Origin of the sequence: Afifella sp. IM 167 (assembly GCF_020144925.1) — a bacterium.
Classification (GTDB): Bacteria; Pseudomonadota; Alphaproteobacteria; order Rhizobiales; family Afifellaceae; genus Afifella.
This window is the reverse complement of the sequence record NZ_NSLC01000001.1, coordinates 159,182-180,989: the sequence shown is the minus strand read 5'-3', so window position 1 is coordinate 180,989 and position 21,808 is coordinate 159,182. Positions and strand designations below refer to the sequence as shown.

At 66.2% G+C, this 21,808-nt stretch carries 22 protein-coding genes; 2 read left to right on the top strand and 20 right to left on the bottom strand.

Going from position 1 to position 21,808, the window contains the following annotated elements:
• Nucleotides 1-8 precede the first annotated feature (8 nt).
• On the top strand, nt 9-482 hold the full coding sequence (locus CLD20_RS00900; RefSeq protein ID WP_224404708.1) for a MarR family winged helix-turn-helix transcriptional regulator: 474 nt from the start codon (nt 9-11) through the stop codon (nt 480-482).
• Nucleotides 479-925 carry a hypothetical protein gene (locus tag CLD20_RS00895; protein ID WP_224404707.1) on the top strand — a complete coding sequence of 149 codons (447 nt, stop codon included), beginning with the start codon at nt 479-481 and terminating at the stop codon, nt 923-925. Before CLD20_RS00900 ends, CLD20_RS00895 begins: the two co-directional genes overlap by 4 nt.
• Nucleotides 926-982: 57 nt before the next feature.
• Here CLD20_RS00895 and CLD20_RS00890 read toward each other — a convergent pair whose 3' ends face one another.
• The 20 genes from CLD20_RS00890 to flgK form a co-directional block, all read right to left on the bottom strand.
• Entirely contained in the window at nt 983-1,825 is an 843-nt protein-coding gene (locus tag CLD20_RS00890) for a protein-glutamate O-methyltransferase CheR (protein WP_224404706.1), read from the bottom strand.
• A complete protein-coding gene (locus CLD20_RS00885; RefSeq protein WP_224404705.1) occupies nt 1,822-2,997 on the bottom strand; it encodes a chemotaxis response regulator protein-glutamate methylesterase in 1,176 nt (391 codons plus the stop codon). Before CLD20_RS00885 ends, CLD20_RS00890 begins: the two co-directional genes overlap by 4 nt.
• Nucleotides 2,994-3,371, bottom strand: a complete 378-nt coding sequence (locus CLD20_RS00880) for a response regulator (protein ID WP_224404704.1) — start codon at nt 3,369-3,371, stop codon at nt 2,994-2,996. The genes CLD20_RS00885 and CLD20_RS00880 overlap by 4 nt, the downstream gene beginning before the upstream one ends.
• A gap of 33 nt (nt 3,372-3,404) precedes the next feature.
• On the bottom strand, nt 3,405-3,878 hold the full coding sequence (locus CLD20_RS00875; RefSeq protein WP_224404703.1) for a chemotaxis protein CheW: 474 nt from the start codon (nt 3,876-3,878) through the stop codon (nt 3,405-3,407).
• The gene (locus tag CLD20_RS00870) at nt 3,875-6,610 is read right to left on the bottom strand and encodes a chemotaxis protein CheW (RefSeq protein WP_224404702.1); all 2,736 of its coding nucleotides are present in this window, start codon (nt 6,608-6,610) and stop codon (nt 3,875-3,877) included. The genes CLD20_RS00875 and CLD20_RS00870 overlap by 4 nt, the downstream gene beginning before the upstream one ends.
• Nucleotides 6,611-7,174: 564 nt before the next feature.
• Complete coding sequence (locus CLD20_RS00865) at nt 7,175-8,848, bottom strand: methyl-accepting chemotaxis protein (protein WP_224404701.1); 1,674 nt, start codon at nt 8,846-8,848, stop codon at nt 7,175-7,177.
• 365 nt (nt 8,849-9,213) lie between these two features.
• Entirely contained in the window at nt 9,214-10,701 is a 1,488-nt protein-coding gene (locus CLD20_RS00860; protein ID WP_224404700.1) for a methyl-accepting chemotaxis protein, read from the bottom strand.
• Nucleotides 10,702-10,937: 236 nt separating this feature from the next.
• Nucleotides 10,938-12,611: a methyl-accepting chemotaxis protein gene (locus tag CLD20_RS00855; RefSeq protein ID WP_224404699.1), complete on the bottom strand. Its 1,674-nt coding sequence runs from the start codon at nt 12,609-12,611 to the stop codon at nt 10,938-10,940.
• A gap of 403 nt (nt 12,612-13,014) precedes the next feature.
• Nucleotides 13,015-13,464: a hypothetical protein gene (locus CLD20_RS00850; protein ID WP_224404698.1), complete on the bottom strand. Its 450-nt coding sequence runs from the start codon at nt 13,462-13,464 to the stop codon at nt 13,015-13,017.
• Nucleotides 13,461-13,835: a flagellar protein FlgN gene (locus CLD20_RS00845; RefSeq protein WP_224404697.1), complete on the bottom strand. Its 375-nt coding sequence runs from the start codon at nt 13,833-13,835 to the stop codon at nt 13,461-13,463. Before CLD20_RS00845 ends, CLD20_RS00850 begins: the two co-directional genes overlap by 4 nt.
• A gap of 9 nt (nt 13,836-13,844) precedes the next feature.
• Nucleotides 13,845-14,396, bottom strand: coding sequence for a rod-binding protein (locus CLD20_RS00840; RefSeq protein WP_224404696.1), 552 nt, complete (start codon nt 14,394-14,396; stop codon nt 13,845-13,847).
• A gap of 52 nt (nt 14,397-14,448) precedes the next feature.
• Nucleotides 14,449-14,847 (bottom strand): hypothetical protein, encoded by a 399-nt coding sequence (locus CLD20_RS00835; protein WP_224404695.1) that lies wholly within the window; start codon nt 14,845-14,847, stop codon nt 14,449-14,451.
• Between the two features lie 16 nt (nt 14,848-14,863).
• A complete protein-coding gene (fliR, locus tag CLD20_RS00830) occupies nt 14,864-15,622 on the bottom strand; it encodes a flagellar biosynthesis protein FliR (protein ID WP_224404694.1) in 759 nt (252 codons plus the stop codon).
• Complete coding sequence (gene flhA, locus CLD20_RS00825) at nt 15,619-17,709, bottom strand: flagellar biosynthesis protein FlhA (protein ID WP_224404693.1); 2,091 nt, start codon at nt 17,707-17,709, stop codon at nt 15,619-15,621. Before flhA ends, fliR begins: the two co-directional genes overlap by 4 nt.
• A gap of 60 nt (nt 17,710-17,769) precedes the next feature.
• Nucleotides 17,770-18,036 (bottom strand): flagellar biosynthesis protein FliQ, encoded by a 267-nt coding sequence (gene fliQ, locus CLD20_RS00820; RefSeq protein ID WP_224404692.1) that lies wholly within the window; start codon nt 18,034-18,036, stop codon nt 17,770-17,772.
• A 1-nt stretch (nt 18,037) separates the two neighbouring features.
• A complete protein-coding gene (flgD, locus tag CLD20_RS00815; protein ID WP_224404691.1) occupies nt 18,038-18,439 on the bottom strand; it encodes a flagellar hook assembly protein FlgD in 402 nt (133 codons plus the stop codon).
• A gap of 55 nt (nt 18,440-18,494) precedes the next feature.
• Entirely contained in the window at nt 18,495-18,911 is a 417-nt protein-coding gene (gene flbT / locus CLD20_RS00810) for a flagellar biosynthesis repressor FlbT (RefSeq protein WP_224404690.1), read from the bottom strand.
• On the bottom strand, nt 18,908-19,255 hold the full coding sequence (gene flaF / locus CLD20_RS00805) for a flagellar biosynthesis regulator FlaF (protein WP_224404689.1): 348 nt from the start codon (nt 19,253-19,255) through the stop codon (nt 18,908-18,910). The genes flbT and flaF overlap by 4 nt, the downstream gene beginning before the upstream one ends.
• Nucleotides 19,256-19,272: 17 nt before the next feature.
• On the bottom strand, nt 19,273-20,322 hold the full coding sequence (locus CLD20_RS00800) for a flagellar hook-associated family protein (RefSeq protein ID WP_224404688.1): 1,050 nt from the start codon (nt 20,320-20,322) through the stop codon (nt 19,273-19,275).
• Between the two features lie 6 nt (nt 20,323-20,328).
• Nucleotides 20,329-21,795 (bottom strand): flagellar hook-associated protein FlgK, encoded by a 1,467-nt coding sequence (flgK, locus tag CLD20_RS00795; protein ID WP_224404687.1) that lies wholly within the window; start codon nt 21,793-21,795, stop codon nt 20,329-20,331.
• Nucleotides 21,796-21,808 lie beyond the last annotated feature (13 nt).

Below are 21,808 nucleotides of genomic sequence, written 5' to 3'. Positions count from 1 at the left end.
ATGCTGTCATGATTGATGATCCGTACCCCTTCGAGCATCCGGCCAACGCCCTCATCCTGGAGGTCTTCCGGCTCAACGGCGCGCTGATTGCTGCCGGCGACGATGTGGTGAAGCCGCTCGGCCTCACCAGCGCCCGCTGGCAGGTGATGGGCTCCGTCGCGCAGGGCAAGGGTGGTTTCACCGTGGCGCAGCTTGCCCGCAACATGGGGCTCGCCCGCCAGTCCGTGCAGCGCATCGTCGACGAGATGCTCGGCGCCGGCATCTTCGAACTTGCGGAGAACCCGGCTCACAAGCGCGCCAAGCTCGTGCGTCCCACGAAAGAAGGCGAGCGGCTCTTCGAGGCGGCTCTCTTCCGCTGGCTGCCGCTGGCCGATGCGCTCGCCGAAGAGGCAGGTGCCGGAGAGCTCCAGCGCATGACGGCAGTGCTCCAGCGCCTGCGGGTGCGTCTTGAAGGAGAACCCGGCGAAGGAGGCGAGAGATGATCCGCGCGCTTCATCCGATTGCCGGCCTTGCGGCCTTCCTCATCATCCTGACGTTCTGGACCTCGACGGCCGCGGTCGAGATCGTCGGCGATCCGGCTGCGATCCTTGCCGTGAAGACCGGTATCCTCTGGGGCATGCTGGCGCTGATCCCGGCCATGGCCCTTGTCGGCGCGAGCGGCTTTCGCCTCGGCGGAAAATCGCGCCATCCGCGGATTCTGGCCAAGAAGAAGAGGATGCCGGTGATCGCCCTCAACGGGCTCCTCGTCCTCGTGCCCTCGGCCTTCTTCCTGCAGGCGCGGGCAGCGGCCGGCGATCTTTCCGGCGCCTTCGTCCTCGTCCAGGGACTGGAGCTCGCCGCAGGAGCGGCGAACCTCGCCCTCATCGGCCTGTCGATCCGCGATGGACTCTCTTTCAGGCGCAAGGCGCGCCCGCACCCTGCCTGAGCCGGGTCGGCCGGCTACGAGCCTTCGGCAGACGCTCGAGGCCTTGGCGGGCCGCCGTCAGGCGGCCGCGACGTTGCGCCCCGGTACGGCGGAAAGGCTGTAGATGCTGCGCTGCTGGGGAACCGGGGCGAAGGCGGACGTCACGCCCACGACCGTTTCGGCGCCGCCGAGCACGAGGAAGCCGTCCGGCCTCAGGTTCTTCGCCATGCGCTCCAGAATGTCGAGCTTGGTTTGCATGTCGAAATAGATCAGCACGTTGCGGCAGAAGATGATGTCGAAGCTGCCGAGCGCAGAGAAATTATTGAGCAGGTTCAGCGTGCGGAAATGCACCATATGGCGGATGTCGGGATTGATCTCCCAGTTTTCGCCCTGCTTCTTGAAGTATTTGACGAGCATCTGCACGGGCATGCCACGCTGCACCTCGAACTGGCTGTAGATGCCGGAGCGGGCGCGCTTCAGGATCTCCTCGGAAATGTCCGTGCCGATGATCTCGACCTTGCGGCCGGCGAGCGCCGCGGAAGCCTCGCGCAGCAGAATCGCCAGCGAATAGGGCTCCTGACCGGAGGAGGCGGCCGCGCACCAGATGCGCAGCGGCTGCGTCATAGGGCGGCTCTTCATGAGCGTCGGCAGCATCAGCGTCTTGAAGGCGTCGAACGGCGTCTTGTCGCGAAAGAAGGAGGATTCGTTCGTCGTCATGGCGTCGACGATCGCTTCCTCGATGGTGTGGGCGCCGGGCTGGCGCAGCCGCTGTGCAAGCGCCGTCAGGCTCTGGACGCCGAAGGTGTTGGCGATCGGCGTCAGCCGGGCTTCGAGAAGATATTGCTTGCCGTCGGCAAGGACGAGGCCCGAGCGCTGCTTCAGGAAGCGCTGGAAGAACTCGTAGTCGGCGGGCGAAATCATGCGCGTCCCCCTGTAATCAGTCTCACGACCCGGTTGCCCATATCGGCGATCGGCAGAAGGTCGGCGCAGGCACCCGCCTCGTAGGTGGCGCCGGGCATGCCCCAGACGACGCTGGAGCTCTCGTCCTGGGCAAACACCGTGCCGCCCGCATCGGCGATGACGACGGCGCCCTTGGCCCCGTCCGCGCCCATGCCGGTCAGCACGACGCCTAGCGTGCCGGATCCGTAGACTTCGGCGGCCGAGCGAAACATCGGGTCGACGGCCGGCTTGCAGAAGTTGACCGGCGGAGCGTCGGACAGCCGGATGACGGCCTGGCCGCCGGTCTTGGTGACGAGCATGTGCTTGCCGCCGGGGGCGACGTAGATGCGGCCGGACTGGACGACTTCTCCGTCGACGCCTTCCGCCGCGGGCCTGCCGGCGGCCTTGGCAAGGTGCTCGGCGAGAATCGTGGTGAAGGTCGGGGGCATATGCTGAGTGACGAAGACCGGCAGGTTGCCGAGCGCCTTGCCGGCATCGCCGAAGAACTTCGTCAGGGCCTGCGGGCCGCCCGTGGAAGAGCCGATGACGAGCGCCTTCACGGCGGTCATGGAGATCGGCCGCATCTTCTGTGCGGCACGCGCGCCGGCGGAAGAGCTACGCGCCGACGGCGCGGCCGTGCGCGGCGCGGGCGCCGCGGGGGCCCCGCCGGTCCGGAAGCGCGAATGGCGGCGCGCGCCGGCGCCGAGGCTGCGGACCTTGGCGATGAGATCCTTGCGGAACTCCGTCGCGCTGAGGAGGCCGTTGGTGGAATCCGGCTTCGGCACATAGTCGGATGCGCCGAGCGTCAGGGCGCGGATGCTGACCTCCGCGCCGCGGCGCGTCAGCGTCGAGGACATGATGACGGCGGTGCCCGGATGGCGCTCCAGGATGAGAGGGAGGGCGGTCAGCCCGTCCATCTCCGGCATCTCGATATCGAGGATGACAACGTCGGGCCGCGAGCGCGCCACGTCGTCGGCGGCGCGCCGGCCGTTGCTGTGCGAGGCGATGATGCTGAGGTCCGGCTCTTCGCCGATCCAGCGCGCGACGATGCCGCGAATGAAGGCGGAATCGTCCACCACCATGACGCGGATCGGCTCCTCGCGCGTGCGGGCACCGGCCGAGATTTCCCCGACATGGCGGGCAGGCGGGTTCATGCCGCGGCCTCAAGGACGCCGACCGCCTCCAGTTTCTCGCGCAGGATGTCCGCGTCGTAGGGCTTCATGATGTATTCGTCGGCGCCGCTCTCAAGGGCGGCGGCGATGTGATCGAGGTCGTTCTCGGTGGTGCAGAAGATGACGCGCGGGGCGGCGCCGTCCTCGCGGCCGCGCAGGGCCTTCAGGAATTCCGGCCCGGTGGCGACGGGCATGTTCCAGTCCAGAAGGATGGCGTCGGGCATCGCCTCGGTGCATCGCTCCATTGCCACGACGCCGTTCTCCGCTTCGCGCACCTCGATGGAGAGCTTTTCCAGCATGCGGCGCGCGACCTTGCGCACGACGGAGGAGTCGTCGACGACGAGACAGGTGGTCATTTCGTTTTGTCCTGGATCTAAGGTTGCGGACAATCAGGCGGCCAGGGCGGCGGTGACGCCCGCGAGCGAGGCCTGGACATCGAGAACGAGCAGCAGTTCGCCCGAGACGCGGTGGACGCCTTCCACCAGCTCGGCCCAGCGCGGATCGAGATTGGGCGGGCAGGGCTCGCGGGTGGCCTCGTCGAGGGAAAGGACCTCGCCGACCTCGTCGATGATCAGGCCGAAGGATTCGGACTTGTATTCGATGCCCACCGCCATCTTGCGATCGGAGTCCTGCGGCGGAAGACCGAGGAGCTGGCGCAGGTCGATCGTGGTGACGATGCGGCCGCGCAGGTTGAGGACGCCCTGGACCTCCTTCGGCGCCAGCGGGACACGCGTCACATGCTCGGGGACGAAGACCTCGTGCACGGCATCGATCGGCAGGCCGAAGAGCTGTCCTGCGATGCGGACGGTGACGTACTGGTTCTTGGTGGAGGGCACGTTGCCCACCTCGATGATGTCGCTCATGCAGCTTCTCCATAATGCGTCTCGACAGAGCGAAGCGCTGCGATCAGGCCGGCGCGATCGAGCTTGCCGACGCATCCGTCGAAGCCGCTCATGCGACTGCGCTCGTGTGCGGAGGGTGTCGCCGAACCGCTCACGGCCATCAGGGCCATGTGCTCGAGGCCGGGGATCGCCCGAACCGCTTCTGCAAAGGTCCGTCCGTCCGGACCCGGCTGGTCGACGTCGGCCATGACGATGTCGAACCGCTCGCCGCCGGCGAGCATCTCAAGGGCGTCCTCGCTGCTCTCGCACGCCACCACCTGGTAGCCCGCGCCGCGCAGCATCGGCTGCACCATGTTGCGGTAGAAGGGGTTGGCATCGACGAAGAGGACGCGGCCGGCCGAATTGCCCTCCGGCTCGGTGATGCGGTCGCCGAAGGCCTGCGCCAGGAAATAGGCGACATCCAGCACTTCCGTCGCCTTGCCGCCGAGAACCGCGCTGCCGAGCATGCCCGGCATATCGGAGGGCAGTTCGATTTCCAGTCGCTCCTCGACGATGTCGACGATCTCGCCGACGACGAGGCCCATCGTGTGGCCGTTGTCGGAGAAGACCAGCATCGGCTGGGTGCCTTCGCGCTTCGGCTCCATCATCTGGTCGGCATAAACGAGCGGGATGAGGGCGCCGCGGTAGTGCAGGATCGGCCGGCCGTTCGAATACTCGACCTTGTCGACCTCGAACTCCTCCAGGCGCGTGACCAGCGACAGCGGCACCGCCTTGGGCTCGGCCGAACCGGCGCGGAAGAGCAGCATGGAAACCGCCGCGTCGATGCCGTCCAGCTGGCCGGCGATTTCGGCCGCGGCTTCGCTGAGGGCGGCGTCCACGGTCGTGGCCGCGTTCTGGGCGACGCCGTTCGGATCGATGATCATGATCACCGTGCCGTCGCCGAGAATGGTGGAGCCGGAGAACATGCCGATGTGGCGCAGCATCGAGGACATCGGCTTCACGACGATTTCCTCGGTGTGGAACACCCGGTCGACGATGACGCCGAAGGTCTGGTTGCCGACCTGCATGACGGCGATGAAGCCGCTTTGAAGCTCCTTTTCCTCCGCCTCGCTCACCCGGCCGAGGAGATGACCGAGATGGACGATCGGAAGCAGCTTGTCGCGCAGGCGCAGCACCGGCGCATCCTTGATGCGCTCGACCTTGTGCTCCGAGCCCGGCTGGATGCGCACCAGCTCGACGACGGCAAGCTGCGGGATGGCGAAGCGCTCCTGCGCCACCTCGACGATGAGGGCGGGCACGATCGCCAGCGTCAGCGGGATCTTGATGACGAAGGTGGAGCCCTTGCCCTGCTGAGAGCGCACGTCGACGTTGCCGCCGATCAGCTCGATGTTGGAGCGCACCACGTCCATGCCGACACCGCGACCGGATACGTTCGTCACCTTCTCGGCGGTGGAAAAGCCGGCATGGAAGACGAAGCGATGGATCTGCGCATCCGTCATCTTGGCGAGCTCCGCCTCGGTGGCGAGATGGTTCTCCAGCGCCTTTTCGCGGATGCGATCGGTGTTGAGGCCGCGCCCGTCGTCGGTGATCTCGATGATGATATGGCCGCCTTCATGGAAGGCGGAGAGGCGGATATTGCCCTTCTCCGACTTGCCGGCTGCGCGCCGGTCGTCCGGGCCCTCCAGGCCGTGGTCGGCGGAGTTGCGGACCATGTGGGTCAGCGGGTCCTTGATGAGATCGAGAACCTGGCGATCGAGCTCGGTATCGGCGCCGATCATCTCCAGCTCGATATGCTTGCCGAGATCCTGGGCGAGATCGCGCACGATACGCGGCAGCTTCTGCCAGGCATGGCCGATCGGCTGCATGCGGGTGCGCATCACCCCCTCCTGCAGCTCGGCCGTCACGGTCGAGAGGCGCTGCAGGGAAATCTTGAAGTCGGAATCTTCCTGGCGCCGGGCGATCTCCATGAGCTGGTTGCGGGTCAGCACCAGCTCCGAGACCATGGTCATCAGGTGCTCCAGCACGCCGAGATTGACCCGGATGGACTGGTTGGAGAGGTTGTTGGCGGAGGAGGATGAGGCGGCTGCTGCTTCCTCGGCGGGCTTTGCGGGTTCGCTCTTTGCCGGCGCGCCCTTGACCGGCTCGCTTGGCGCCGGCTCAACGACAGCCTTCGCTTCGGCCGGCACCTCTTCGACGGAGGCCTTCTTGCCGCGGCCCTTGGCCTTGGCCGGCTTGGCCACCTCGATTTCGACCTCGGTCTCGCGGAAGGCGCGCTCCAGCTCGTCGAGCGGCACCTCGCCCGGCAGCAGCGGGCGCTCCAGAACCTGCGGCACGAGCGTGCCGGCCGTCACCTGCGGCTCGGCCGGGGCAGCGCCCCCGCCGGCGGCCATCGCTTCCAGAAGCGAGATCAGATCGCTGTCGCTGCCTTCCGGCTCCTTGCCCTCGCTCGCTTCGAGCTTCTGCAGGATCTCCTTGATGCGGTCGATCGTCTGCAGGACCAGGCTGACCGCCTGCGGCGTGACGGGCATGCCCTGGCGGAACTTGTCCATCAGCGTCTCGGCCGCATGGGCGAGAGTGGCAAGCCGGGGAAGACCGATGAAGCCGCAGGTTCCCTTGATCGTGTGAACCAGGCGAAAGATGTTGTTCAGGATACCGGCGTTGTTCGGCTCCCGCTCGAACTTGACGAGCTCGGCGTCGGCGACATCGAGGCTCTCGTTCGTTTCGGTCAGGAATTCGCGTAGCAGTTCATCCATGCCTTTTCTCCGGCAATTCGGGTCTGGATACCTGTCTGTCCGCTTGTCATGCCGGCCATCTCCGTGGCGGCCGCGGCTTTTTCAGGCAGCCTGATTCCTTTCGATCTCGTGGTGGACCTGGTCGCTGCAGGCGCTCCAGAAGGCCCAAGCAGGCAAGGCGCGACGGGCATGGTGTGCCCGTGCGGCGTTCGGTGCCGCCAGCGAGGCGCGGCCCGGCATGCGGGCAAAGAAGATCGTCGCCGCGATTGCCGGGGTTCTGTTGGTGTTCGCTCGCATCGTCTCTCCGTCACGCACTAGACCTCGTCTAGCTTGGCGATCTTGCCTGTAGCTGGCGGGAGATTGCCGCGCCCGCCGCAGTTTCAGGGACATCCGTCTCTGCGGCTTTGGCGCGAGCGCCTGTGTGCCGCGGCGGGGTTTCCCAACTTCTGCGGGAATCGGTACGGGCGAAATCTTGCGCGGGGCTGGCTCTTTGCCCCCCTTTGCTCCGCGCGAAGCTTGCCGCGCTGAGGGCGGGAGACGCAGAGGCGCGCCAAAGCGCGCCTCTCCCATTTCTTCAAGTGCGCCTCAGGCGGCGCGCACCTTGGCGATGAAGGTTTCCATCTGACTGCGCAGCGTTGCGGCCTGCTGGTCGAGCTCGGCTGTGGCCTCGACGATCTCGGACGAGACGCGGCCGGTATCGTTTGCCGCCTTCGCCACGACGAGGATGTTGGAGGAGACGCCCTGCGTGCCCTCGGCGGCCTGCTGGACGTTCTGCGCGATTTCGCCGGTCGCCGCGCCCTGCTCCTCGACGGCGGACGCGATGGCGGAGGAGATCTCGTCGATCTGCCCGATCGTGCCGGAAATTCCCTCGATGGCCGAGACCACCTTGCCGGTCGCCTCCTGCACCGCGCCGATCTGCTGGGAGATCTCGCCGGTTGCCTTGGAGGTCTGCTCGGCGAGCGTCTTCACCTCCATGGCGACGACGGCGAAGCCCTTGCCGGCCTCGCCGGCGCGCGCCGCCTCGATGGTGGCGTTGAGGGCGAGGAGGTTGGTCTGCGCGGCGATGTCGGTGATGAGACTGACGACCTGGCCGATCCGCTGGGCGCTGGAAGCCAGAGAGCGGACGGTATCGACCGTGACGGTCGCCTGGCCGTTCGCCTCGCCTGCGATGGAGGTCGCCAGCGTCACCTGCTGGCCGATTTCGCGAACCGAGGCGGCGAGCTCCTCGGCGGCGGAAGCCACCGTCTGCACATTGCTCGTGGCTTCCTCCGCGGCGGCGGAGACGATGGTCGATTGCCGGTTCGTCTCCTCGGCCGAGGCGCTCATCGTCGCCGCCGACTGCTTGAGCTGGGCGACGGCGGACGAGACGGAGCCGACGACGCTGGAGACCTCGGCCTCGAAGCGGTCGGCCAGGTCGTGCATCGCCTGGCGCTTCTCCTCCTCGGCGCGGCGCGCCTGTTCGATCCGCTCCTCGCGGAGCCGCTCCGTCTCGGCGAGACCGTCGCGGAAGACCGACAGCGCCTTCGACATCTCGCCGATCTCGTTGCGCTTTTGGGCATAGGGAATCTCGGTCTCAAGCTCGCCGTTGCTGAGATCGTGCATGACCGAGGTGATGCGGCCCAGCGGCCGGATGACGGAAAGGACGACGAAGACCATCGCAGCGGCGGCCAGCAGCGAGCCGAGGCCGGTCGTGACGATCATCTGATAGCGGGTCATCGCGTAGGTGCCGACCGATTTCTCGTATTCGGCGGCGGCTCCGTCGCTGTTGAACTGCATCAGCCGGTCGAGGTCGCCCGCAATCACGTTGAAGGCGTCGAGCATCGTCGATTTGTACATCTCGCGCGCCGCCTGCTTCTCCATCAGGATGGAGTGCTCGAGCATGTCGGTATGCGCGACGAGGTAGTCCTGCAGGTGGTCGGAGAAGGCGTCGTAGAGCCCGCGCTCCTCGTCGTTGGTGATGAGCGGCTCGTATGTTTCCTGGAGGATGACGATGTCCTCGAGCGCATCGACGATGTCGGCTTCGGCCGCGGTGACGCGGTCGGGGCGCGCCGACATGATGTGGGTCGCTTCGGCGATGTGCAGCTCACGGATCGCCGCCTTCAGCTTGTCGAGGACCTCGATGCTGGGAATCCAGCCGGTCGCCTCGGATTTTACGGCCTCGTTGATCTTCGAGAAATTGACATAGGCGAGCAGTCCCTGGCCGAGAATGAGGACGGACAGGAAGCCGAAGGCGGCGACCAGGGAAGTCTTCAGGTTCATTCGCATTGCGCGCTCCGTTGCGAGCGGAGAGCTTCTTCGTGTCTCCGCCGCGGATGAACGGCGGGCACCCCCGATGCCCGCCGACGTGAAGTCTCTCGGAAGGGCGGGTCCGCGACTCGAGCGGCGGTGCTGGCAGAAAGGCACGATTCAGCATCGTCTTCGCGGACGGAAACCGCGCTTCACGCCGAGTCGGTAGAGTCGCAATCTTGCGTGTGGCTTTCTGGTGTTCGAGCTAATTTGTACTCGATCCAGACAGTAGATTTTTATATTATTATTACAGCAGTTAAAAAGACAGGCGGGCGCGATGCCGCGTCCGCCTGTCGATATGCACCCTGAGAAGGGAAGGGGCTTTCGCGAAAGCGCTGCTAGGCGGCGCGCACGCGTCCGATGAAGGCGTCGACCTTCTCGCGGAGCATGGTGGCCTGGCCGTCGAGTTCGCTCGCGGCCTGGACGATCTCGGCAGAGCTGCGGCCAGTGTCGTTCGCGGCTTCGCTGACGCTGACGATGTTGGCCGAGACCTCCTGCGTGCCTTCCGCGGCCTGCTGGACGTTATGGGCGATCTCACCGGTCGCCGCGCCCTGCTCCTCGACGGAGGAAGCGATGGCGGAGGAGATCTCGTCGATCTGCCGGATCGTGTCGGAGATGCCCTCGATCGCCGTCACGACCTCGCTGGTCGCCTGCTGCACGGCGGTGATCTGCTGGGAGATCTCGTCGGTTGCCTTGGAGGTCTGCTCGGCGAGCGTCTTCACTTCCATGGCGACCACCGCAAAGCCCTTGCCCGCTTCGCCGGCGCGCGCCGCCTCGATGGTGGCGTTGAGGGCGAGCAGGTTGGTCTGTGCGGCGATGTCGGTGATGAGATTGACCACCTGGCCGATGCGCTGGGCGCTGGCGGAGAGGGAGCGGACCGTCTCTGCCGTCGAGCTGGCCTGCGCGTTGGCATTGCCGGCGATGTTCGCCGAGGTGCCGACCTGCTGGCCGATCTCGCGGACGGAGGCCGCAAGCTCCTCCGCCGCCGAGGCGACGGTCTGGACGTTGGCCGTCGCCTGGGCCGAAGCGGCCGCCACAACGGTCGACTGGCGGCTGGTCTCGTCGGCCGAGGAGCTCATGCTGGAGGCGCTCTGGCGAAGCTGGGTGACGGCGGAAGCGACAGACTTCACGACGCCGGAGACTTCTTCCTCGAAGCGATCGGCGAGGCCATGCATCGTGCTCACCCGCTCGCGCGCCATCCGGGCCGAAAGCCACATGCCGAGGCCGCCCAGGGCAACGCCGGCGACTAGCGCGATGATGGTCTCAAGTCGCGTGACGTTGAAGGAGGAGGTGGCGGCCTCGAATTCGTCCGCTGCCATCTCGTTGGCGCGTGCGACGGCGTTGGTAAGGTCGGCCGACAGCATGTCGAAGACGGTCTTCATCTCGTTCGCGAAAAGGGCGGACGCGGCTTCCGTCTGACCGCTGCCCGCCAGGGCGAGGAAGCGGTCGTGCAGGTTCATGTAGCGCTCGAAATCGGTGGCGAACTTCTCATAGTGCCGGCTCTCCTCCGCCGAGATGAGGAGGGTCTCGTAGGTCTCGCGGTTGGCGGCGATCTGCTCCAGCCTCGCGGCGATGCTCGCTTCGGCTTCGCGCCGGGCCGCGGGCGTGCCGGCAAGGATGATCGCCGCCTCGGAGATCCGCAGGTCGGAGATGTTGGTGTTGAGCTTGTTGGCCTTGTCGATGGTCGGCGTCCAGTGAACGGCCTGGTCCTGAACGTCCTTGTAGATCGAGGACACGTTCCACAGGCAAAGGACACCTTCGGCGATGATCACAAGCATCAGCAGCGCGATGAGCGACGTCACCGAAGCCTTCAGGTTGAAACGCATGACATTCTCCAGAATTGAACTGGACTGACTAAAAGCAACCGAAGCTTGCACGTGGCTGTGCGAGGTTGCGTTCTGTGAAATGTTCCCTTTTCGCGTGTGTTTCTTGCGCCGACTGCGGGGCCGGGGAGCGCAAACGGAAGCAGGCGCGCCCCTGGGGACGCGCCTGCGGAAGGTTCGATGATGTGGCGCGGTGGGCGCCGGCCGCGGTCGGCCGGACCGGCGCCCCCGGCCTTCGGTCAGGCGGCGCGGACCCGCGCGATGAAGGCGTCGACCTTGGTGCGCAGGCTGGCGGCCTGGCTGTCGAGGTCGCCGGCGGCCTCGACGATCTCCGAGGAGACGCGACCCGTATCGTTGGCCGCCCTGGCGACGCTGACGATGTTGGAGGAGACCTCCTGCGTGCCCTGTGCGGCCTGCTGGACGTTCTGGGCGATCTCGCCGGTGGCCGCGCCCTGCTCCTCGACAGAGGAGGCGATGACCGAGGAGATCTCGTCGATCTGCTTGATCGTGCCGGAGATACCGTCGATCGCCGAGACCACATGGTTGGTTGCTTCCTGGACGGCGGCGATCTGCTGCGAGATCTCGCCCGTCGCCTTGGAAGTCTGTTCGGCGAGGGTCTTCACCTCCATGGCGACGACGGCAAATCCCTTGCCGGCCTCGCCGGCCCGGGCCGCCTCGATGGTGGCATTGAGCGCGAGGAGGTTGGTCTGCGAGGCGATATCGGTGATGAGGTTCACCACCTGGCCGATGCGCTGGGCGCTGGAGGCCAAAGAGCGGACGACATCCACCGTGCTCGCAGCCTGACCGTTCGCCGAGCCGGCGATATTGGTCGCCATCGCGACCTGCTGGCCGATCTCCCGAACCGAGGCTGCAAGCTCCTCGGCGGCAGATGCCACGGTCTGCACATTGCTCGTCGCCTCCTCGGCGGCGGCCGCCACGATGGTCGACTGCTGGTTGGTCTCGTCGGCCGAAGAGCTCATCGTCGAGGCCGACTGCTTGAGCTGACTGACGGCGGCGGCGAGCGATTCCACGACGCTTGAGACTTCCGCATCGAACTGATCGGCCAGTTCGTTCATCATCCTGTGCTTCTCTTCAGCGGCACGTGCCTCGTTCTCTTCCTGCTCGGCGCGCATTCTTTCGGCCGCACGAAGCTCGGTGAGGAGCAGTTCGGTGGTGCCCCAGAGTCCGCCGATTTCGTCGCGCGAGCGCTTGGTCTGCACCGCGACGTCAAGGTTGCCCTCGGCGATCCTCTTCAACGTTTCGGTGACGGCCACGAGCGGTCTGCTGATCAGGCGGGTGCCGATCGCAATCGCAATGCCGACGCCCAGGAGGAGGCCCGCGGCAACGATGACACCCATCAGGGTGAGCATCTCGCGGTTGAGAGAAAGCATGTGCTCGCGCAGCGGATCGAGATCCTGTCGCACGCTGTCGACAGTCTCGAGAATGCTCTCCTGAAGCTCCTTGCGACCGCCTCGGACCTTTTCGCTCGAGCCGAATTCGTACGCCGCTTCGGGACTGATCTCCTGGCCCCTTCGCACCAGCTCCGCGCGCTCGTTGCGGTAGTCCTCAAGGTTCCGCCCGAGCTTTTCCGTCACGGCGATATCGTCAGGCGGCGTCAACGCCTTCAACTGAGCATAGGCGGCGTCCATCTCGTTCATCGTCTGGGCGATCTCGTCGGCATATTTGTCGACCGCCTGCCGGCTTTCGGCGAGATAGATGCCGCTCGAGGACTTGCTGGCCGTGATCACATAGGTGCCGATGCGTTCCATCAGGAGCGCGCGGGTGGAGGTGCGGTCGAACTCCTCCGCCGTACGGTGCATCTCGTTGATGGCATAGGTACCGATTCCGCCGACGATCAGGATCGTCGCGCCCAGGATGCCTACGATGGAATAAATCTTTCTGCTGATGGACATTTCTGTCTCCGCACAGTCGTCGGGCGCCGGCCGGCTGCTTCGTGGGAGGCACCGGATCCCTGCACTGTCTTTCAATCCGATCGAGCGATCCGCGCCGGATATTGCGAACCGCGAAAGAGGCTGCGCGGGCGCTCATGCCCGGCCGCTCGCGCCGAGAGAGGGGCGAGCGGCGGGAGCCGCAAGACCTGAACGGCGCAGCAAGAGTCCCTAGAGTCGCAACCTTGCACGTGGCTTTCGCCTAGGCGTTTAGCGGCCGGACGGCGATGCGCGACGCGCGGAAGGCGGGGTGCGGCGAGGCCATGGAACGCGAAAAGCACTCGCCGTCGGCGAGCGCTTTTGTTTCTGCAGGGTGTCGGTCGAACCGCGCGGACCGGGACGCTATCGGCTCTTCGGATGGCGGGCGTCAGCTCCTGACGTCCGAATGCTCCGCATAGTTGATTTCCTCGACCAGGATGCTGTCGATGACTTCGGGTCCGAGGCGCCGGTTGACGCTGTCCTTGATGTTTTCGACCATCTTGTCGAGGTTGTACTTGGCGATCTGGCCGAATTCGATCTTGCCGTTGTTGTAGATCTCTCTGAACGCCTCGTCGGTGACGAAGGGCGCCGGATCGACCGAGAGCTTGTGCACCGCGCCGGTGTTCGCGGTGAAGACGAGGCGCGCGAGCACGTATCCCTCGACGGTGCCGTCGTTGATCATCGGCACGGTGAGCGGCTCCAGCTTGTGCGTCTCCAGCGCCTCCAGATGCGCACCTTCGGGCGCCGGCCTGATGTCGGCCTTCCACTGGGCGGCGAAGAAGGAGGCGAGGAGTGCGATGACGCAGGCCCACAGGCCCGTCATGATGGTCTTGATCATGCCGTCATCGCGCCCCGGGCCGAATAGGTGCCGTCGGAATCGGCCTCGTGCAGGGCATGGGAGAGGAGGTCGGCGACGCGGCGCACGGCGGCGATGTTGGTCTCCAGCAGCCTTGAATTGCGTGCCAGCTTCTCGCGCAGGCGCAGGATCGCCGCCTTGGCGTCGGCGCCGAGGGTGGCGACCGGCACGGCGCGCGCCGTGCGCGTCAGCTCCAGCAGGGCGCGGCTCTTGCGGTGGTTCATGTCGTCGAGGTCGACCTTGAGGCGCTCCGTCAGGGCCGTGTTTTCTTCGTCGACGATCTCCTCAAGCCGGTGAAGCGCCGCAGCCAGAGCATTGGCCGGGCCGGAGGGGAGCGAATAAAGGGTTTTCATGTCAATGCCTTAGATCAGTCCTGCGGATTTCTGGGCGGGAGCCGTCCTGGTTTCGGCCTGCAGCTGGTCGGCAATGCCGACGCCGCCGGAATCGGCCATCTGCTTGGCGATCTGCTCGGCAAGCATGGAACGCCATATCTGGCCGGCCGAGCCGGAGCCGAAGAGGCCGGAGGAGCTCTGCGGCAGCATCGTCTGGACGAAGCTGGTCAGCACCATCGCCTCGAAGCTGCGATAGGTGCCGGTGTCGGCACCGGTGGTGGCCCCGCCGATTCCGGAAGTGGCGGAGGAGAGCGCGGTCGAGTTGGCGAGCCGCGTCAGGGCCGAGGCCGGGTTGGTCGGAAGCTGGAGGAGAGGGGAGAGGGCCCGGGGTGCGGCCGCCGCCTCCGTCTCGCCGGACGTCTCGTCCATCAGGGCGTCGAAGGCTTCGGCCGCGCTCGCCGCGGAGCCGGTGCCGGCGGCCGCGCGCATCTGCGTCAGGCGCTGCGTCGCTTCCTGGTAGCGCAGCGGATCGGCCGCTCGCGCAACGTCCAGGACAATGTCCGATGGGGGGCTGATCGCCATGCTTCACCTTGCGGGAGACGTGAGATTTGGCGCGAAGAATGCCGCGCCCGGCTTACGCGGAGCTTGCGTCGTCGGCCGAGTTGAGCGTTTCCAGGATCGCCCGGAACTCCAGCTTCTCGCTCTCGCGGCGGGCTTGCTTCTCGACCTTTTCGGAGAGGCGCTCGGCCGTCTTTAGATACCTGGCCTCGGCCATCAGGCGCTGCGACTGGGCGGCTTCCTCGGATGCCACATGAGCCGCTTCCAGCGAGAGGCGGTTGAGGCGGCGGGCGAGGGAATCGGCAAAGAGCGCCTGAAAGTCCCCCGGCTGGTTGAGGGCCTCCACAAGCGCCACCTGCTCTTCGCCGAGCGCGACGCCGCGGCGCGCGATGTGCGCCAGCTTCCATTCCTCGATCCGGTGCATCTGGCGACGGACCTCCAGGATGCGGGCGATCTTCTTGCGGCGGTTCTGCATGGCGGCGAGCCTCGTCCTAGCCGTTGGACAGCCAGAGCCCGAAGGCGTCGATGAAGTTGGCCATGAACTCGTTGACCGTGACCATCAGCAGGAGAAGGCCGCCCGCGGTCACGAAGGGCATGGCGATGAAGTAGACGGGGATCTGCGGGCTCAGCTTGTTGGTGAGGCCGATCGCGAAGTTGACGAGGATCGAATAGATGAGAAACGGGCTGCCGATCCTCAGCGCCAGGAAGAACACCGCCGAGAGCTGGTCGACGACGCTGATGAGACTGGCCTGGGCCTGGAAGCCGAGCGCGGGCTTCAGCGTCGTATAGGAATCGACGAGGCCGCCCAGAAGCAGCCAGTGCTGATTGGTCACGAACATGATGGTGACGGCCGTCAGCGAAAAGAGTGAGGCGATCGGCGGCATCTGCTCGTCGTCGGTGACGCTGATGCCGGGCATCACGGCGAGCCCCATCGCCTGGCTGGCGGCGACGGCGATGAACTCCAGCGCCATGAAGAAGAGCCGGCCAAGCAGACCGATCATGAAGCCGATCAGGAGTTCGGAGCCAATCGATCCCAGTAGGGCGCTCGGCGCGGTGCCGGCGGCGACCAGCGGGCCGACCTGTTCGATGAGGAGCGGGGAGAGGGCAAGGCTCACCGCCATCGCCACGAAAAGGCGCACGCGCATCGGGATGCGCGAGGAGGAAAAGCCCGGCACCAGCATCAGGCAGGCGCCGATGCGGCAGAAGATCAGGAAGGCGCCGAGAACGGTTTCGGAGCCAATGCCGCTCACGATATCGATCCGAGCGACTTGATCTCGATGCCGCGCGCGATCTCCAGATGCGAGAGGACGGGCAGGGAGGGGAACATCCGCTCCACGATCATGCGCACATACATGCGCGCGTCGGGGGCGGTGACGAGGACGAGGCTTTCGGTCTCGGCCATGCGCTGGCGGATGACCTCGGCGGCCTGACCGGCGAATTCCTCCACGAGGCGCGGATCGATGTCGAACTCCACCACCTCGCCCTTGGCGTCGCGCTTCAGCGCCTGGTGGAATTCCAGGTCCCAGCGGCTGCCGAGGCGCAGGACGCTGACCACCCCGCCCCTTGCGAGGTCGCCGCAGAGCTGCTGGGCCATGCGCATGCGCACATGCTCGGCAATCTGCTCGGCGCGGCGGGCATGGGGAACGATCTCCGCCACGGCCTCCAGGATGAGGTTGAGGTTGCGGATCGAGACCCGCTCGGCAAGCAACAGCTTCAGCACCGCCTGGAGGCCGGAATAGGTGATCTGGCTCGGGCAGATGTCGTCGATGAGGCGCTTGTACTCCGGCTCCAGCCGGTCGATCAGCGAGCGCACGTCCTTGTAGGAAAGAAGCTGGGCGAGGTTGTTGCGGATGACCTCGCTCACATGGGTGAGGACGACCGAAAGGTTGTCGATCGGGGTGAAGCCCTCGCGCTTCACTTCGGCGATGAAGGCGTCGGAAATCCACATCGCCTTCATGCCGAAGGCCGGCTCGCGCACCTCGTCGCCCGGCACGTCCGGCTTGTGCGTGTCGCCGGTGACGACCAGCATCTCTCCGATGCGCATTTCCTGGGTCGCGAAGACGGCGCCGTGGATGCGGATCTCGTAGCTCTTGGAGGGCGCGTTGAGGCTCTCCGTCAGTTTGATCTCCGGAACGACGAAGCCGTACTGCTGTGCGAACTTGCGGCGCATGCGGGCGACGCGGTGGGCGATCTCGGTCGGATCGCGCAGGATCTGGGCGGCAAGCTGCTTGCCGATGGCGAGCTCGATCTCGTGGGTCTTCAGCGATTCCTTGACCGAGTTCTGCGCCGCATATTCGGCCTCCCGCTTGGCCTTGGCGGTCTTCTCTTCCTCGATCTTGCGCAGTTCCGCCTGCTGGCGGGGGATCGAATAGCCGATGAAGGCGAGGAAGCCGCCGAGCGCGGCGAAGGGAACGAGCGGCATGCCCGGCACGAGGGCGAGGACGATCATCAGCGTGGCGGCGACCATGAGCGCGCGCGGATAGGCGCCGAGCTGGCCGAAGACCGCGACCTCCGCGCGCCCCTTGGTCCCGCCCTTGGAAACGAGCAGGCCGGCGGCCAGCGAGACGATGAGGGCGGGGATCTGGGAGACGAGGCCGTCGCCGACGGACAGGCGGGTGAAGACGTCGGCCGCCTCGCCGAGCGGCATGCCGTGCCGCGTCGTGCCGATGACGATGCCGCCGAAGATGTTGACGGCGATGATGATCAGGCTGGCGATCGCCTCGCCGCGCACGAATTTCGAGGCGCCGTCCATGGAGCCGAAGAAGGCGCTTTCCTCCTCCAGCTCGCGGCGGCGGAACTGTGCCTCCTTGTCGTCGATGAGGCCGGCGGACAGGTCGGCATCGATCGCCATCTGCTTGCCGGGGATGGCGTCGAGGGTGAAGCGGGCGCCGACCTCGGCGATGCGCGTCGCACCCTTGGTGATGACGAGGAAGTTCACCGTGACGAGGATGAGGAAGACGACGATGCCGATGACGAAGTCGCCGCCCATGACGAACTTGGAAAAGCCGTTGATGATATGGCCGGCGGCCATCACGCCCTGGTCGCCCTGGGCGAGGATGAGGCGCGTTGTGGCGATGCCGAGCGACAGGCGCAGCATCGTGGCGATGAGCAGCACCGTCGGAAAGGCGGAGAATTCCAGAGGCTTCTGGATCCACAGCGCGACCATCAGGATGAGCACCGAGAAGGCGATGGAAAGCGCCAGGCCGAAATCGATCAGGAAGGTCGGAATCGGCAGGAACAGGACCGTCAGGATGCCGACGATCAGGGCTGCGAAGCCGAGATCCCGGCTGGAGCGGCGCTCCTCGGCGCCGGCTCCGACGACGAATGTGTCGGCCATGTTCCTACCTCTGCCCACCATGGCGCCGCCCGGCGGACGGCGCTGAAAATGCGCGACGGCCTAGAAGCCGTCTCCGATGTGCCCGTAGACCTCGCTGGTGAAGGAGTAGATCTGCGAGCCGATGAGGGGTGCGCTGATCGCCGTCATCAGCAGGATGACGAGGATCTTCGGAATGAAGGTCAGCGTCATCTCCTGCACCTGCGTCAGTGCCTGGAAGAGCGCGATGGCGATGCCCACCAGCATGGCCGCGCCGACCGCCGGGCCGGCGGCGACGACGATCGTCCAGATGGCGCCGCGCACGATCTCGAACGCGTCTGCCTCGTTCATCTCAGCTGACGACCGTGCCGGCCCCGACCTCGAGCTGCGAGCCGTCGGCGAGATTGGCGACGAGGCCCCCGGAGACGATGCGCACGGACTTCACCTCGCCGGAGACGGAGCCGTCGGCGGAAGTGAGCGTGCGGCCGATCATCTGGTTGGCCTGCTCGATGGCCGAGCTCGTCAAAAGGCTGTCGAGCTTGGTGTTGGTCGTGATCGACTGCTCCACCTGGGAGAACGTGGCGAGCTGGGCCATGTACTCGGTGGAATCCATCGGCTTCGTCGGGTCCTGGTTCTTGAGCTGCGTCACCAGGAGCTTCAGGAAGGCGTCGTAGTCGGTCGTCGCCGTCGTGCCGCTGGTCGCGGACTGGCCGGCCGTGGAAGCGCCGCCCGAGACGCCGGAGGTCGAAGTCATCGTCTGCCGTCCTTTATTGGCGACCGGAGGCCCACCCTCCGGCCGTTTTTGGCCGCTAGGCGGCCTCTGCCTTGGCCTCGGCGCGCGCGGCCAGCACGCTCGCCTCGACGGGGAAGAGGTTGCGGAGCGCCCGGAGCGCGTCGAAGACGCGCCCGCGCTCAACGAGCTCGCCGACCTCGGCAAGGCCGGACTGGACCGGCCGGCTGTGGAAAATGTCGCTGACCGCGGCATGCATCTCCTTGAAGAGCTTGCCCGTCGCATCGGCCGTCGCCGGATCGATCAGCATCGTCTGCACGACGAAATAGAGCTGGCGCAGCGGCGTCGTGGTCTCGTTCGGCTGCATGACATGGTTGTCGAGGAGGAAGGTCGCGTCGTTCATGAGCTCCAGCGTCACCTTGCGGTCGACGCGGACGACTGCGCCGTTCAGGAAGAGCTTCTGGCCCGGCCGGAGAGAGATCTGCATGGTGGTCATTTCAATCCGTCCCTGATCGTCCTGTTGACCTCGATGAGCGCCTGGAAGGTCCGGGTCGGATCGTTGAGGATGCGGTCGGCCTCGCGGATGACCCAGATGCCGATGGAGATGAGGTCGGCACGCAGCTGATCGGCCAGCGCGTTCTGCGGGCTGGCGAGATCGGCGATGAGGAAGTTCCAGAGCTTCTGGATGTAGCGGATGGCGTCCTGCGCCTCGACCGAGCGCGGGCCGCGGGCTTCTGCGACCGTCAGAAGCTCCAGGGCCTCGTCGAGCGCGACCTGCTCCCGTCCCCGGCTCTCGTCGCCGGATTCGTCCAGAATTTCCGCGTAAGAAAACGTGTACATCGTCGCACTACCCACCGCTATGCGTAATTGATCATGCTGAGGCTCAGTATCTTTGAGGTCAGCGCGTAGGACATTTCCAGCTGGGTGGTGAGTGAATCGAAGCGAACCTTCGCATCTATCGGATCGACACCTTCCAGCGTATTGATGTTCGTCTGAATCACGTCCTTCTCAAGCTTGATCCTCTGTGTGGCGGATTCGATCCGCGCCTCGGCGAAGCCGACACGGCTCTGCATGTTTCCGAGGTAGAAGATTGCTTCGCCCACGGCCTCGCGGGACTTCTGGGCCACCACCTCGAGAGCTTCGTCGGAAAGGTTCGCACCTCCCAGATCCGCCATCATCGAGTAGGCCATGGCGAGCTTGCGCAAGGCTGGCTCGTTGGCGTTCACCGAGGATTCGACCTCCTCGCTGGGAGAGATGCTGGAGGTCGTGTTGGTGCTGGAAGCGGAAGACCAGTTGGTCGTCCATGCCGGATCCTCGAAGAGGGCGGCGTAGTCGCCCTCCAGGAAGGTCTTCATGTCCGCGGCGGTGATCGAGCCGACGGCCGGGTCGTCCTGCGGATTGGGCATGGCGATGCCGAAGAAGGTCGAGAACGCCGTGTCGATCGCCAGCTTCTGCGTCGTCTCGTAATCGGCGAGCGGGGGCACGCCGGAGTTGATGCCGCCGAAGAGCTGCTGGCCGTCGCCGGAGGAATTCACCAGCTGCTGGAAGACCTCGAGATTGTGCTGGGCGCTGTCGGTCAGCTGGGTGACCGTACCGGAAGGATCCGGCGAGGAGACCAGGTCCTGCAGATAGCTGTTGGCGCCGTCGAGGAGCGACTGGAGCGCCACCTGGGTGCGCTGGAGCTGGCCCGCAGTGATGGCGTTGGAATCGACATAGGCCTCGATGGCGGCGAATTCGTGCCTGAGCGAGAGCGTGCGCGAGGTCTCGCGACCGAGCGTCAGGCCGATATCGGCATGGCGGCTCGTGGAGACCTCGGTTGCCGCCTTGGCGAGCTCCGACTGGATCTTCGGCAGGGCGGCCCGCAGATTGCTGGCCTGCGAATAGGTGGATACGAAGGTCGTCTTCATGGGTGACTACCTCACGTTCTGCATCAGCGTGTCGAAGAGATCGGCGACGACGCCGAAGAGCTTGGAGGCGGCCGCGTAGCTGCGTTCCAGCTGGAGCTGCAGCGCGTATTCGTCGTCGAGGTTGACGCCGGTGGCGTTGGAAAGGGCGTCGGAAGCGTGGGAGACCAGCGTCTTTTGATAGTCCAGATCGGCCGACACGCTGGAGCGCTGGCCTTCCAGCCAGCCGGCGGAGGAGGTGGAGAAGTCGAGGAGGTTCTGCGTCGCCTGCAGGCGGCTCGCGCCGTCGAAGCTGCGATCGGCCGAAAGCGCGTCGGAAAGGGCGTCGAGCCGGTCTCCGAACGCCGCCGCGCCGCTGGTGTTGTAGACATAGGCGGCGCCGCTCATGCCGCCGTCGCGCAGCGTGTCGAGGTTGCCGCCGGCGACCGGGTCGGCGGACGGGTTGACCTTCAGCGTCAGGGCGATGCCGGCGGCGCGCGTGCCGCTGGCGGGGACCGCCGGGCCGCCATCCCAGGTGAACAGGCCGGCCGCGTCGGGCTGGCCGCTGGCGATCTGATCCGTCTCGGCGAAGGCTTCCACGAGGCCGCGGGCAAGCTCGTCCAGCTGCGCCTCGTAGGTGCCGGCGACGGTGTCGCGCAGCTCCGAGAGGCCGTGGAGCGCGCCGCCGCGCAGCGGCATCGTGGCGCCGGCGCCGGTCACCTGCACGCCGTCGATATAGACGGCATTGCCCGCCACGCCCGGCGTGAGGCCGTTCGAGGGCTGGAAGGTCACCGTGCGGGCGCGGGTCTCGAAGAGCGTCACGCCGCTGTCGGTGTAGATCACCATGTCGTTGTTGGCGCGCGAGACGACAGAGACGCCCATCTCTTCCGACAGCGACGACAGCACGGCGTCGCGCTGGTCGAGCGCGTCGCTGATGTCTCGACCGGCGAAAGTGCCCTGGACGACCTGGTTGTTGAGCTTTTCGAAGCGGGAAAGCAGCTCGTTGATGTTGGTCACCGAGGCGGAGATGTCCGCGTCGGCGGTCTGGCGCACCTTCTGAACCGTCTGCGCCGCGTTGTTGACCGTGCTGGCGAGCTCGCCCGCCTGCATCAGCACGCGTTCGGCGAGCGCCTGGGAATCGGGCTCGTTGGCAAACTGCTGAAGCGCCGTGGTGAGCGCCGACAGCCTGCCGGCCGGCGACTGGTCGGCCTGCGGGTCGCCGATCGTGGCGGAGAGCTGCTCCAGGCCGCTTGCGATCGCCTCCTGGCCGGCGGCCTTGGAGGTCGCCGAGAGCATGGTGAAGTAAAGGGCGCTGTCGGTGGCGCGGGAGACCTGCACCACCCGGGCCGAGCCGTCCGGATTGGTGATGGTGGGCGCGAGCTTGCGCGAATAGGTGGGGTCGCTCGCGCCGGAGACGTTGCGGCTGGAGACCGAGATCTGCGCGCTCGTCGCGGCAAGCGAGGAGCGCGCTGTGTTCAACGCGGCCGTCAGACTCATGTGCCCACCTCCG

Bases quoted from the DNA above. Each gene is read 5' to 3' on its own strand.
- CLD20_RS00870 (WP_224404702.1), bottom strand. From the start codon at position 6,610: ATGGATGAACTGCTACGCGAATTCCTGACCGAAACGAACGAGAGCCTC.
- CLD20_RS00880 (WP_224404704.1), bottom strand. From the start codon at position 3,371: ATGACCACCTGTCTCGTCGTCGACGACTCCTCCGTCGTGCGCAAGGTC.
- flgD (WP_224404691.1), bottom strand. From the start codon at position 18,439: ATGACTTCGACCTCCGGCGTCTCGGGCGGCGCTTCCACGGCCGGCCAG.
- fliQ (WP_224404692.1), bottom strand. From the start codon at position 18,036: ATGAACGAGGCAGACGCGTTCGAGATCGTGCGCGGCGCCATCTGGACG.
- CLD20_RS00850 (WP_224404698.1), bottom strand. From the start codon at position 13,464: ATGATCAAGACCATCATGACGGGCCTGTGGGCCTGCGTCATCGCACTC.
- CLD20_RS00845 (WP_224404697.1), bottom strand. From the start codon at position 13,835: ATGAAAACCCTTTATTCGCTCCCCTCCGGCCCGGCCAATGCTCTGGCT.
- CLD20_RS00855 (WP_224404699.1), bottom strand. From the start codon at position 12,611: ATGTCCATCAGCAGAAAGATTTATTCCATCGTAGGCATCCTGGGCGCG.
- CLD20_RS00885 (WP_224404705.1), bottom strand. From the start codon at position 2,997: ATGAACCCGCCTGCCCGCCATGTCGGGGAAATCTCGGCCGGTGCCCGC.
- CLD20_RS00895 (WP_224404707.1), top strand. From the start codon at position 479: ATGATCCGCGCGCTTCATCCGATTGCCGGCCTTGCGGCCTTCCTCATC.
- CLD20_RS00840 (WP_224404696.1), bottom strand. From the start codon at position 14,396: ATGGCGATCAGCCCCCCATCGGACATTGTCCTGGACGTTGCGCGAGCG.
- flaF (WP_224404689.1), bottom strand. From the start codon at position 19,255: ATGTACACGTTTTCTTACGCGGAAATTCTGGACGAATCCGGCGACGAG.
- CLD20_RS00800 (WP_224404688.1), bottom strand. From the start codon at position 20,322: ATGAAGACGACCTTCGTATCCACCTATTCGCAGGCCAGCAATCTGCGG.
- CLD20_RS00900 (WP_224404708.1), top strand. From the start codon at position 9: ATGATTGATGATCCGTACCCCTTCGAGCATCCGGCCAACGCCCTCATC.
- CLD20_RS00875 (WP_224404703.1), bottom strand. From the start codon at position 3,878: ATGAGCGACATCATCGAGGTGGGCAACGTGCCCTCCACCAAGAACCAG.
- flhA (WP_224404693.1), bottom strand. From the start codon at position 17,709: ATGGCCGACACATTCGTCGTCGGAGCCGGCGCCGAGGAGCGCCGCTCC.
- flbT (WP_224404690.1), bottom strand. From the start codon at position 18,911: ATGACCACCATGCAGATCTCTCTCCGGCCGGGCCAGAAGCTCTTCCTG.
- CLD20_RS00865 (WP_224404701.1), bottom strand. From the start codon at position 8,848: ATGAACCTGAAGACTTCCCTGGTCGCCGCCTTCGGCTTCCTGTCCGTC.
- flgK (WP_224404687.1), bottom strand. From the start codon at position 21,795: ATGAGTCTGACGGCCGCGTTGAACACAGCGCGCTCCTCGCTTGCCGCG.
- CLD20_RS00860 (WP_224404700.1), bottom strand. From the start codon at position 10,701: ATGCGTTTCAACCTGAAGGCTTCGGTGACGTCGCTCATCGCGCTGCTG.
- CLD20_RS00835 (WP_224404695.1), bottom strand. From the start codon at position 14,847: ATGCAGAACCGCCGCAAGAAGATCGCCCGCATCCTGGAGGTCCGTCGC.
- CLD20_RS00890 (WP_224404706.1), bottom strand. From the start codon at position 1,825: ATGATTTCGCCCGCCGACTACGAGTTCTTCCAGCGCTTCCTGAAGCAG.